The sequence below is a fragment of the Rathayibacter sp. Leaf299 genome, from assembly GCF_001423055.1.
GTDB lineage: Bacteria > Actinomycetota > Actinomycetes > Actinomycetales > Microbacteriaceae > Rathayibacter > Rathayibacter caricis.
This window is the reverse complement of record NZ_LMNT01000001.1, coordinates 164,063-175,821: the sequence shown is the minus strand read 5'-3', so window position 1 is coordinate 175,821 and position 11,759 is coordinate 164,063. Positions and strand designations below refer to the sequence as shown.

Sequence of the window (11,759 nt, the reverse complement as noted above, 5' to 3'; positions counted from 1 at the left end):
GTGCGCACCCGCGAGCGGAGGGACCACGAACCACTCCAGGAATCCCCGCCACCCACCCCCTAAGTTGGGGCGTGGGGCCGAGGGAAGGAACTGCCGATGAGCATGGAAGGCGCGGCCTGGAGCTCGCTCTACAAGATCTCGACCGTCAGGGACGGCAAGCACGGCATCTCCCGCGCGTCGGTCAGGCGGATCATGACGTTCGCCGTGCCGTACCGGTCGCAGCTGCTGATCTTCATCACCCTCTCGATCGTCGGAGCGTTCCTCGCGGTCGCGACGCCGGTGCTGGCCGGCCAGGTGGTCGACGTCATCGTCGCGCGGGGCGAGGTCGCCACGATCATCCGGATCGCCGTCGTCATCGCGCTCGTCGCCGTGGCCGACGCCGCCGTGTCCCTCGTGACGCGCTGGTACTCCGCGCGGATCGGCGAGGGCGTGATCCTGGACCTGCGCACCGCCGTCTTCGACCACGTGCAGAAGATGCCGATCGCGTTCTTCACCCGCACCCGCACCGGCGCCCTCGTGAGCCGCCTCAACAACGACGTGATCGGCGCGCAGCAGGCGTTCAGCGGCACCCTGTCGGGCGTCGTCACGAACCTCGTGGCGCTCATCCTGACCCTGATCGTGATGCTCAGCACGTCCTGGCTCGTCACGGTCCTCGCCGTCGTCATGCTCCCGATCTTCCTGGTGCCCGCGCGCCGGATGGGCGGCCGCCTCGCCGCACTCCGCCGCGAGGCCGCCGACCACAACTCCGCCATGAGCACGCAGATGACCGAGCGCTTCTCGGCCCCCGGCGCCACCCTCGTCAAGCTGTTCGGCCGGCCCGACGAGGAGGCCGAGGAGTTCCGCGTCCGCGCCGCACGCGTCCGCGACATCGGCGTCCGGACCGCGATGCTGCAGTTCGTCTTCTTCACGGCGCTGATGCTCGTCTCGGCCCTCGCCCTCGCGCTCGTCTACGGGCTCGGCGGCGTCCTCGCCCTCGGCGGCGCCCTGGACACAGGCGAGGTGGTCACCCTGGCGCTCCTCCTCACCCGCCTCTACGCGCCGCTGACCAGCCTCGCGAACGCCCGCGTCGAGATCATGAGCGCGGTCGTCAGCTTCGAGCGCGTCTTCGAGGTGCTGGACCTCGAGCCGCTCATCCAGGAGAAGCCCGACGCCGTCTCCGTCCCCGAGGGCCCCGTCGCCGTCGAGTTCGACGACGTCCGCTTCGCCTACCCGTCCGCGGACAAGGTGTCCCTCGCCTCCCTCGAGGAGGTCTCGACGCTCGACACCCGCGGCGGCGAGGAGGTGCTGCACGGCGTGTCCTTCCGCATCGAGCCCGGTCAGACGGTGGCGCTCGTCGGCACGTCCGGAGCCGGCAAGTCCACGATCGCGCAGCTGCTCTCGCGCCTGTACGACGTCGACAGCGGTGCCGTGCGGCTCGCCGGGACGGATGTCCGCGACGTCACGTTCGACTCGATGCGGCACAGCCTGGGCATGGTGACGCAGGACGGCCACCTGTTCCACGAGACGATCCTGTCGAACCTGCGCCTCGCCCGACCGGAGGCGTCCCTCGACGACGTGTGGGACGCGGTCCGCCGCGCGCGGCTCGAGCCGCTCCTCCGCTCGCTGCCCGACCAGCTCGACACCGTCGTCGGCGAGCGCGGCTACCGGCTCTCGGGCGGCGAGCGCCAGCGCCTGACCATCGCGCGGCTCCTGCTCGCCCAGCCTCGGGTCGTCATCCTCGACGAGGCGACCGCCGCGCTGGACTCGACCTCGGAGGCGGCCGTGCAGGCCGCGCTCAGCGAGGCGCTGGAGGGGCGGACGGCGATGGTCATCGCGCACCGCCTGTCCACCATCCGCAGCGCCGACCTGATCCTCGTGATCGAGGACGGCTCCATCGTCGAGCGCGGCACGCACGACGAGCTGCTGGCCGCCGGCGGCCGGTACGAGGAGCTGCACCGCACCCAGTTCGCGGTGCAGAAGAGCCTCGCGGCCGACGTGGAGGCGCTGACCGGGGCGTGATCGCGGGGCTCAGCCCCGCAGTGCGTACGTCAGCACCGCGTTGCCGGCGCTCGTGATCGAGGAGTCGCGAAGCTCCAGCCGCGTGAGCGGGTCGCTCGGCTCGAACAGGCGGCGGCCGGCTCCGGCGATCACCGGGTGGACCATCAGCGTGAGCTCGTCGAGGAGGCCGGCGAACAGCAGCTGCCGGGTGAGCGAGATGCTCGAGAACAGCGAGATGCGGCCGCCCTCGGTCTCCTTGAGATCGGCGAGGAAGCTCTCGACGTCGCCCTCGATGAGGGTGGCGTTCCAGCCGAGGTCGCCGGTGAGCGTCCTCGAGGCGACGAACTTCTCGATCGGGTTGATGAAGGCTCCGAAGGGATCGTCGGCGGGTGCCGACGGCCAGTACTGCGACCACTCCTCGTAGCCGGCCCGGCCCAGCACGGCGGTGTCGACCTCGTCGATCATCGCGCCCATCAGCGCTCCGAGCTCGGGGTCGAAGCTGTCGAACTGGAACAGGTTCGGCGACTCGACGACTCCGTCGATCGACGCGAACAGTCCGGCGGTGAGAGTGCGCATGGGGTGCCTTCCGAGCTCGGGGGCGGGGCCGCCCGCGCGGCCTCAGCGCCGAGCGTCGCGGGTGCGGGCACCGCCGTCAAGTGCTGCGGCAGTGTCCCTCCGCACTCGGTGAAGGGCAAGGGGGCGCGGTGCTCGAGGAGCACGACGGACTCTGAGGGGACACCACGATCCTCTCGGAGGCAATGATGTTCTTCCACGTGCAGCGACTCATCAACGACATCGAGCAGGACGAGCCGGATCCGGCCGCCGCGAACGCACTGCAGGAGGGGCTCGGCGGGCAGTTCGGCGAGATGCGCACCATGATGCAGTACCTCTTCCAGGCGATGAACTTCCGCGGCGCCGATGCGAAGCCGTACCGCGACCTGATCCAGGGCATCGGCACGGAGGAGATCAGCCACGTCGAGCTGATCGGCACCACCATCTCGCGCCTGCTCGACGGCTCCCCGCGCTACAACGGCAAGCCGACGGATCCGCTCGACACCCCGGGGGCCGGCGGAGCGACTCCGCTGAACATCGCCCTCGACACGGGCAACATCCACCACTACCTCGTCGGAGCGCAGGGCGCCCTGCCGGTCGACTCGGTCGGCAATCCGTGGAGCGGCAGCTACGTCTACAACTCGGGCAACCTCGTGCTCGATCTGCTCTACAACCTCATGCTCGAATCGACCGGGCGCCTGCAGAAGTGCCGCATCTACGAGATGACGGACAACAAGACGGCCCGCTCGACGATCGCCTACCTGATCGTCCGCGACCAGGCCCACGAGAACGGCTACGCCAAGGCGCTCGAGACGCTCGGCATCGACTGGAAGAAGACCCTGCCGATCCCGAAGACGAACGCCGAGAGGTTCCCCGAGGTCAAGAAGCTGGTCGATCTGGGGCTGCAGAGCAAGCAGTACACGTTCGACCTCGAGGGCGCGTCGGAGGCGGGGAAGATCTTCCGCGGCGCCTCGCCGTCGAACGACGGCACGACCCTCGAGTCGAAGGAGCAGGCTCCGGAGGGAGTGCCCTCGGTCATCGCGCCCGAGCGCTTCGAGGAGTTCTCGCCGGGCCTGGATCCCGAGCTGCTGAAGCTGATCCAGACGACCGCCGAGATGGAGCTGGACGAGATCAGCTCGTTCTACGGCCCGACCGGGAAGTAGCGCGATCGATCCGTCGCGAGTGGCCGTGCGGATCGCCGCGAATCCACGGCCGTTCGCGACGGATCGACGTCCTCCGGACGGGTCGGACCCACCCGTCACGGACGGTCGTCCCGACCGCGAACCGACCGCCGTTCCTGACGGATCGACGTCGTCCCTCGACGGAACGAGGAGCACGCTACGGAACGGCGGGCTCACGCGGCGGATCGGAGTGCCGCCCGGAGCGAACACGTGTTCCGCTCGCCGTCCGCATCGGCTCAGCTGGGGACGTGCAACGGATTCTGGTGCTGGGTGGGACGGGATGGCTGGGCCGCGAAACGGCGTCGGCCTGGGCGCGGCGTGGCGCGGAGGTGGTCTGCCTCGCTCGGGGAGTGACGGGACCCGTGCCCGACGGCGTGAGGCTCGTCGTCGCGGACCGCACGCAGCCCGGCGCCTACGACGGGCTCGACGGCGACTGGGACGCGGTCGTCGAGCTGGCCGCTCCGCCCGCGCTCGTCGAGGGGGCGCTCGGCGCCCTGGCGGACAGAGCGGCGCACTGGACCCTGGTCTCCTCCGTCTCGGTCTACGCGCGCACCGACGAGCGCGGTGCCGACGAGTCGGCGGAGCTCGTGACTCCGACCGACCCCTCCGACTACGCGCACGCGAAGGTGCTCGCCGAGCAGGCGTCGACCGCTCGGCTCGGCGACCGGCTCCTGATCGCACGGCCCGGCCTCATCGTGGGCCCCGGCGACCCGAGCGACCGCTTCGGGTACTGGCCCGCCCGCCTGATGCGGGGCGGCACCGTGCTGCTGCCGGAGCCGGCGGGCCGCTGGGTGCAGGCGATCGACGTGGCGGATCTCGCGGAGTGGATCGTGTCGGCGGGAGCAGGAGGCCTCACCGGGACCGTGGACGCGGTCGGACCGAGCACTCCGTTCGAGGAGTTCCTCGCCGCGGTCAGGTCGGCCACCGGATTCGACGGGGAGTTCGCTCCGCGCTCCGACGAGTGGCTCCGGGAGCACAGGATCGACCACTGGGCGGGGCCGCGGTCGCTGCCGCTGTCCCTCCCGCGGCCCGACACGGCGTTCGCGCGACGCAGCGGAGCCGCGTACCGGGCGTCCGGAGGCGTCTTCCGTCCGCTGAGCGACACGGTCGAACGGGTGCTCAGCGACGAGATCGCGCGCGGACTCGGCCGTGCGCGCCGGTCGGGGCTGGCGTGGGAGGTCGAGCGGGAGGCGCTCGGCGCGGTGCATCCCGACCGGGTGCGGCACCCCTCCTCGCTGAACGAGTAGCCGCGCAGCGGGCGTATCTGATCCTGATCGAAGGGCGACCCGCTGGAGGCGGCGGGTCTCGATGCATCCCTCCGGGGCTACTCGACCAGCGAAAGGAGGGAGCACCCTTTCCCCTCTGATCGAGTAGCCCGCACAGCGGGCGTATCGAGCGGAGGGGGCGCCTTCGGCGCCAACGCAGGGCGGGGAAGAGACGGATCTTCTGGGAGACGTGGGTCTCGATACGCCCCTTCGGGGCTACTCGACCAGCAAGGAAGCGGGGGTCTCTTCCAAGTAGATCCACCAGCACGAGAACATCCGGTCACAGGACTGCGCTCCTGGAGTCCGCGGGTCTCGATACGCCCCTCCGGGGCTACTCGACCAGCAGCGCGGGTCAGGCGGGCGGAGCCGAGCGGCGCGGGATCGACGCGAGGTCGATGCCGAGCTCGGTGCGCAGGCGGGAGGCGAAGACGCGCTCGAGGTCGGCGCAGGCGGGGTCGCCCTCCGCCCACAGGCGCGCGGCGACGCAGGCGTCGGCCAGGCGGGCGGCGGTCAGGTCCGACCACCACTCCCCCGACCCCGCCTCGGCGAGCAGCGTGCGGGCGGCGGCGACCTCCGCGCGGGCGCGCTCCAGAAGCAGCCGGGTCGCCTCCGGATCGGACTTCGCCGTCCAGAGGTCCGCGATGCGCGCGCTGAGGAGCGCGTCGGCGCGGCAGCAGGCGTCGTCGACGACCGATCGGGCGTCGGTCCGGGCGAGCGGGGCGCACACGGTCGTCACGACCGCTCCGGGGTACGGGAGCGGTCTGCGGTCGGGACGGGCGGGGAATCCGTCATGGGTGGCCTTTCACGGGGGACGGGCGATGCGGTGGCGGACGGAGTGACGTCGGATCGACGCGAGCGGGGGTCTCGCGCTCCGTCCCGAAGGGGTACATCCACGTTACTGAGGGGTTCCTCAGGCAGGGAGGGCTTGTCAGGGCCTTGCCGGGAGGAGCAGAGGTTCGGCAGAGGCGGTGACCGCCCGGAACGCGGGCCGTCCTCTTGCGGACGTGTCCGCTAGCGGACCTTGCGCGCGCGCGGACCGGTCCCGAGACTGAGGGGCCGCCCGCCCCGATCCTGGAGGATCCTCTGCCCGCCTCGACCGACTCCCCGCCCTCCCCCGCGCCGGTCGGTGACCGTCCCGTGCGCGCCTGGCTCCGCGGCGGATCCCTCGGACCGACCGCGCTGTCGCGCCGCGGCGGGATCCTGGTGCTGCTGTCGATCCTCCTGGTGCTGGCACCGATCGCCGTGCTGACCCTGCTGCACGTCGACGCCCACGTGTCGCTGAAGGTGACGGTGGTCACGATCACGGTCACCGCGCTCGTCGGGGCGGTGCTGCGGGTGATCGCCGACGCGCGGCCGACTCCGCGGGGCGACCTCGACCGAGCGGGCAAGGCGGTCGGAGCGGTCGCCGCGGTGTTCACGGTGCTGTCCGTGGTCGTCGATTGGAGCATCATCCGGCTCTGAGCGCGACCTCGACGGTGTCCGGAAGCGGACAAGTCCGCAAGCGGCGCTTGTCGGAGCGCTCTCACGGCTGGACACTGAGAGCTCGCGACCCTCTCGCGACGCGGCCCTCGACGGTCGCCACGATCCCCTGGAGGACGCCGTGCGGCATCACCTCGCACCTCGGCCGACCGCGTCGGCTCCCTCCGTCGCCCGGTCGAAGGTCGGGCGCTCCGCGTACGGGTCGGCCGAATGAGCACGATCGAGAGCGCGGCCGCGGTCTCCACGCCGTCCGCCGAGCCCGACGCGGGTGCGGGACCGTCCGCCTCCGATCCGCGTCGCTCCGCGTCCGATCCGCATCGGCCCGTCGTCGCGGAGGCACCCGGCACGCCGGCGACCCGCCGGTCCCGCCTGCGCGCGTGGCTCCGCGAGGGCTCGCTCGGCCCCACCGAGCTGACCCGTCGCGGCGTGCTGCTGGTGCTGCTCTCGATCGTGCTCGTGCTCGCACCGGTCCTGACGCTCACGCTGATGGACGTCGACTCGCACGTCGCCCTCAAGGTGTGGCTGCTGGCGATCACCGTCATCGCGATGCTCGGCGCGCTGCTGCGCGTGGTCGCCGACATCCGCCCCACTCCGCGGAGCGACCTGGACCGCGCGGGCAAGGCCGTGGGAGCGGTCGCCGCGATCTACACGGCCGCGGCCGTGATCATCGACTGGAGCATCCTGCACCTGTGACGGGATCCGGAGCAGCCCGACCGCTCCGATCCCGCGACGACCCCCATCCGAGGCACGCCTCGCTCCGAAGACCCTGCGACAGAGAAGGAGATCGAATGGCTTCCAGCAGCAGACGGTGGCACGTCGGAGCGATCGTCGCGCGTGTGCGCGCGTCGTCCGCGATCAGCGCCTCCGGACTCGACACCGCGGCCCGCGCCGCCCGCAAACTCGACGTCCTCCGGATCGCCGACCTCGTCGACGCCGGCCGTCTCACCTCCGAGCAGGCGGTCGAGCAGTTCCTGCGCATCGTCGACGAGGTCTCAGCGGGTCCCTCCACCTCGCCGAACCCGATCCTGAACGGCTGACGCCTCAGGACGAGACGCCCGCCCGCGCACGGATCGCGCCCACCGCCGCACCGACCAGCGCGGCCAGGCCCGCCGCCGCGGTGCTGACGGCGGTCACCGCCTCGCTCCACGGCGTCGTGTCGTGCGACTGGAAGCCCATGACCGCCGGAGCGATCACGAACGTCGCGAGCAGCACGCCCGGCATCGTGCTGCCGAGCAGGCAGGCGAACGCGACGCCCAGCGCCACCGAGCGCCCGAGGGCTCGCACCGCGAGTGCCCCCAAGCCGAGCACCGGGATCAGGCTGAGCGCCATCTGCAGCAGCGGGGCTCCGATCGGAGTCGGGGCGCCGAGGAGCCCCGAGACCAGCGCGTGCGCTCCGTTCAGCGCGAACACCGCGGCGACGGCGACCGCGCTCGCCCGGAACACGGCGCTCACCGGCGCGAGAGCGCGCATCAGCGCCAGAATCCCCGCGGCGAGCAGCAGCGTCGCGACACCGAAGACCTGCGCAGCCGCCCCCACGTTCACCCACGGGTCCGCGGGCATGGAGTAGTCGTAGAGGTGGTCCTGGATCGTCCGGTCGGCCGGCGTCCCCGCCTCCCCCACGATCAGCCAGCGCTGCACCGCGGCCTGCAGCTGCAGCGCCGCGGAGGCGAGGAACGCGGCGGCCGCGAGCAGCGCCCACGCCGGGGACGTGCGGGCACGGCGGGTGGGAGTCGCGACGGCCGTCATAGCGGCACGCTAGCGCCGCCCCGGGTACGGCGGAGGAACAGCGGGCGTCGAGGCGGCGACGGGCACGACCCGCGCCTCCCGAACGGTAGGGGATCTCGATACGGCCGCTGCGCGACCTACTCGATCAAGGACGACCCTGCTGGTCGAGTAGCCCCGCAGGGGCGTATCGAGATTCGCGCCTCCCGAGCAGTGGGCCGTCTCGATCGTCGCGTCGGCGCGCCTCCGGAAACGGCGGAAGCCCGCCGCACCGGAGTGCGACGGGCTCCCGTCAGCAGCGCTGATCCCGACCGATCAGCCGCAGCTGCGGGCCGTGTACGGCGCCGCGGTCGTCGCGGTGACGGGCGAGCCGCCGACCGTCGCCGTCGCCGTGACCGTCGCCTCGCCCGCGGCGAGCTGCGTCGAGCGCACCGTGTAGGCGGCCGAGGCGTTCGCGCCCGGCTTCACTCCGGCGAACGTCTTCACGCCCTCCGAGGTGCGGATGGACACGTCCATCGGCACGGTGTCGCCGTTGCGGGCGACGACCGTCAGCACGACCTTGCCGGCGAGGCAGCGGCTCGAGGCCGTCGCCGAGACCTTCAGCGACGCCGTCACCGTGACGACGGCCTGCACCGGCATCCGCGACGCGTCCTGCGCGACTCCCGAGACCGTGAAGGTCCCGGCCGTGGCGTAGGCGGAGGGGGCGACCGCGTCCCACGCGACGTCGACGGCGCTCGTGGCACCGGCCGCCGTGGTGATCGTGGCGCGCGGCAGCACGGGCGCGGTGCCCGGGGCGGTCGTCGCCGTCAGCGGAGCGACCGAGGCGACCGCGAGGGTCGGGGCGAAGCCCTCGAGCACCTTCTGGTACTCGGCGCGGGTGACCGGGATCACCGTGCCGTGGCGGGGCTTCCCTCCGTCGGCGTTCTGCGGCAGGTTCGCGGCGAGCTTGGAGCCCAGCGGCTGCCAGGAGTTCCCGTCCGCGATCTCGTCGGTGCCGAACGGCACGTAGTGGTTCGGTCCCTGGTGGTAGTCGGGCTGGTCGATGAAGAGGAACCAGTCGAGTCCGTTCACGTCGCCCTCGTTGGCGGGGAAGACGTTCGGGCCCTCACCGCTGGTGAAGGTGCCGCCGGAGCCGTTGGGCAGGCCCGACGCGACGCGCTCCTTGATCAGGGTCCACTCGTCGGCGGGGCCGGCCGTGCCGGGCAGCGCGCCCGAGACGGTGGCCAGCAGGTCGGTGCTCTTCTCCTCGCGCAGCGTCATCGACGCCTCGTCCTTGGTGAAGCGGTAGTAGACGCCGTCCTCCTCCGCGATCGTCGAGTCGATCGTGCCGCGGCCGGTGCCGCGCTGGACGTCGATCCACGGCTTCGCCTCCGAGAAGGTGACGAAGTCGTCGGTCGTCGCGTACATCATCCGGTTGTAGGTGACGGACGTGCGATCGGCGACGTTCGTGGTCGGGTAGATGTTCGAGGCCCAGAACACCACGTAGGTGTCGAGTGCGTCGTCCCAGTACGCCTCGGGCGCCCAGGTGTTGCCGACGAAGTCGGAGGACACCTTGACGTGCCGCTGCGCGGACCAGTTCACGAGGTCGGTCGACTCCCACACCTCGATGTGCTTCGAGCCCGACTTCTGCGACGTGTCGAAGCCGCCCGCGAGGCCGGCGATCTTGAGGTCGGTGGCGAGCATGAAGAACTTGTCGCCCTCCTTCGATCGGATGATGAACGGGTCGCGCAGTCCCTGGGTGCCCAGGGTCGAGGAGAAGACGGGCTTGCCGCCGTTCAGGGTGTTCCACGAGAGCGCGTCGTTGCCCTTCGAGGCGGCGAGGCTGACCTGCTCGGCGCCGTCGCCCTCTCCGGTGAAGAACGCCCAGACGTAGGCCTCGGTGTCGTCGGTGCCCGTGGGCAGCGGCTGGACGCGGAGGGTGATGTCGCGGGTGCGGCTCACCGTTCCGCTGGTCGCCGTGGCGCGGACGACGACGTCGATCGCGGTGCCGCCGGCGGCGGGGCGCTCGACGTCGATGGTGCGGGTGCCGGCGGCGCTGCCGTCGCGGAGGGTCGCGCCGGTGGGGCTGACGACGCTCCAGACGAAGCCGGAGCCGAGCGCGCCCGTCGAGGGCACGGTGACGTTGGTGCGGATGTCGCCGACGTTCGGGATGGTGATCGAGGCGAGGTCGCGGTCCACCTTCTCGGTGTCGGAGAGCTGCGCCGCCACGGACACCGGGTAGGCGACGGAGCGGGTGGCGCCGCCGACCGCGTAGGTCGCGGTGAGGACCACGGAGGCGGCGGGCGAGCCGGCGGCGGGGCGCGTGACGGTGGCGGTGCCTCCGCTGACCGCGATCGCGGAGCTGCTCGAGGTCCAGGTGATCGCGACGCCGCTGGCGGTGGCGGGCAGCGGGAAGCTCGCGGTGGCCTCGGTCGGGATCGTCACCGAGGCGACGGCGCGATCGAGAGCCTGCGAGGAGTACAGGGCGCTCACGGCGTCACCGGTGAGGGCGCTGCCGTAGACGGCGAAGTCGTCGATGTCGCCGTTCCAGCCCGCGTCGGGGTAGGTCGAGCGCGCGAGGTAGGCGACGAGGGAGGAGCCGAAGGACGAGACGTCGCGCGCGATCGTCGTCGTGGTGCCGATCTGAGTGCCGTTGACATAGACCTTCAGTGTGCCGTTCGTGCCGTCGATGACGGTCGTGTAGAGCGACAGGCCCGCGGGCGTGCGCGCTCCGAGCGTCTGCGTGTTCGTCGCTCCGGGGCCGACCTCGGTGCCCCAGGGGGCGCCCGCGTTGACGGAGTTGGTGACGACGGACTTGACGTAGCCGGCGGTGTTCGTGGGGTTCAGCAGCCAGTACCCGGAGGAGTGCTGGGCGCCGCTCGCGATCGGCGCGCCGACGAACGCCGCGGCGGTGTTGGCCGCGCCGGAGCGGGGCGAGAGCCACGTCGAGAAGGTGAGGTCCTTCTTGCCGGCGAGCGGCGCGGTGGGGATCTCGAGGTAGGGAGCGGCGGTCGCGGAGCCGCCGGGGAAGCTGATCGCGCCGTTGCGGACCTCCGCACCGGTGCGACGCAGCGTCGCGTCGTGGTCGTTGCCGCTCACGTCGTCGATCGTCGTGCCGGTGGGCGCGGTGTCGAACGTGTAGTGCAGGAGCGGAGTCTCCGTGGCTCCGAAAGCGGAGCTCGGTACCGTGGCGCCGAGCAGCGCCGTGGCGGCGACGGTGCCGATCGCCAGTGCGATCCTCACCGCCGAACGTGATCGAGTCATGCAGAAGGCCCTCTGTGGTCGGTGCGGCGTCGACGACCGACCCGCAGGGCTCCGCGGATTCGCGCGTCTTCGCACGGAATGTGAACGTGAACACTCTAAGTGAGACGGTTCACGGAAGGCCACCCCGGATGAGGGACGTGTTCGAGGCGCGGCCGACGCGGTCGAGTGGACCCGGATCGGGCTCTGCAGCACTTGTGGACCCCGTCCCGCGCCCACTCGGGCCACCCCGCCTCCGCGACCGGACTCGGAGCGGGGCGCCGAGCGCCCTCAGGACCCGGTTCGCGTCCGGTCGGCTCGGACGTCGGCCTGCGCGGGACGTCCGTGTCGCGGTCGTTCCGGA

General features: G+C 71.8%; 10 protein-coding genes. 6 read left to right on the top strand and 4 right to left on the bottom strand.

The features are described from left to right. Nucleotides 1–96 precede the first annotated feature (96 nt). Nucleotides 97–1,998, top strand: coding sequence for an ABC transporter ATP-binding protein (locus tag ASF48_RS00795; RefSeq protein WP_055784932.1), 1,902 nt, complete (start codon nt 97–99; stop codon nt 1,996–1,998). A gap of 9 nt (nt 1,999–2,007) precedes the next feature. Here the strand turns inward: ASF48_RS00795 and ASF48_RS00790 are convergent, their stop codons facing one another. Continuing rightward, nucleotides 2,008–2,553 carry a dihydrofolate reductase family protein gene (locus ASF48_RS00790; RefSeq protein WP_055784929.1) on the bottom strand — a complete coding sequence of 182 codons (546 nt, stop codon included), beginning with the start codon at nt 2,551–2,553 and terminating at the stop codon, nt 2,008–2,010. Between the two features lie 185 nt (nt 2,554–2,738). Here ASF48_RS00790 and ASF48_RS00785 point away from each other — a divergent pair, with 185 nt between their 5' ends. Then, nucleotides 2,739–3,692, top strand: a complete 954-nt coding sequence (locus ASF48_RS00785) for a manganese catalase family protein (RefSeq protein WP_055784925.1) — start codon at nt 2,739–2,741, stop codon at nt 3,690–3,692. 266 nt (nt 3,693–3,958) lie between these two features. Further along, entirely contained in the window at nt 3,959–4,957 is a 999-nt protein-coding gene (locus ASF48_RS00780) for an NAD-dependent epimerase/dehydratase family protein (protein ID WP_055784919.1), read from the top strand. A 370-nt stretch (nt 4,958–5,327) separates the two neighbouring features. Here the strand turns inward: ASF48_RS00780 and ASF48_RS00775 are convergent, their stop codons facing one another. Beyond that, nucleotides 5,328–5,711, bottom strand: a complete 384-nt coding sequence (locus ASF48_RS00775; RefSeq protein WP_055784915.1) for a hypothetical protein — start codon at nt 5,709–5,711, stop codon at nt 5,328–5,330. 401 nt (nt 5,712–6,112) lie between these two features. Here ASF48_RS00775 and ASF48_RS00770 point away from each other — a divergent pair, with 401 nt between their 5' ends. The 3 genes from ASF48_RS00770 to ASF48_RS19180 all read left to right on the top strand — a co-directional run bounded on the left by ASF48_RS00770 (nt 6,113) and on the right by ASF48_RS19180 (nt 7,491). After that, nucleotides 6,113–6,436: a hypothetical protein gene (locus ASF48_RS00770; RefSeq protein ID WP_055784910.1), complete on the top strand. Its 324-nt coding sequence runs from the start codon at nt 6,113–6,115 to the stop codon at nt 6,434–6,436. Between the two features lie 228 nt (nt 6,437–6,664). Then, on the top strand, nt 6,665–7,147 hold the full coding sequence (locus ASF48_RS00765) for a hypothetical protein (RefSeq protein WP_055784907.1): 483 nt from the start codon (nt 6,665–6,667) through the stop codon (nt 7,145–7,147). A gap of 95 nt (nt 7,148–7,242) precedes the next feature. Continuing rightward, nucleotides 7,243–7,491 (top strand): hypothetical protein, encoded by a 249-nt coding sequence (locus ASF48_RS19180; protein WP_055784904.1) that lies wholly within the window; start codon nt 7,243–7,245, stop codon nt 7,489–7,491. Between the two features lie 4 nt (nt 7,492–7,495). Here the strand turns inward: ASF48_RS19180 and ASF48_RS00755 are convergent, their stop codons facing one another. After that, on the bottom strand, nt 7,496–8,200 hold the full coding sequence (locus tag ASF48_RS00755) for a hypothetical protein (protein WP_055784901.1): 705 nt from the start codon (nt 8,198–8,200) through the stop codon (nt 7,496–7,498). Nucleotides 8,201–8,491: 291 nt separating this feature from the next. Beyond that, nucleotides 8,492–11,398, bottom strand: coding sequence for a LamG-like jellyroll fold domain-containing protein (locus tag ASF48_RS00750; protein ID WP_055784898.1), 2,907 nt, complete (start codon nt 11,396–11,398; stop codon nt 8,492–8,494). Nucleotides 11,399–11,759: the final 361 nt, after the last annotated feature.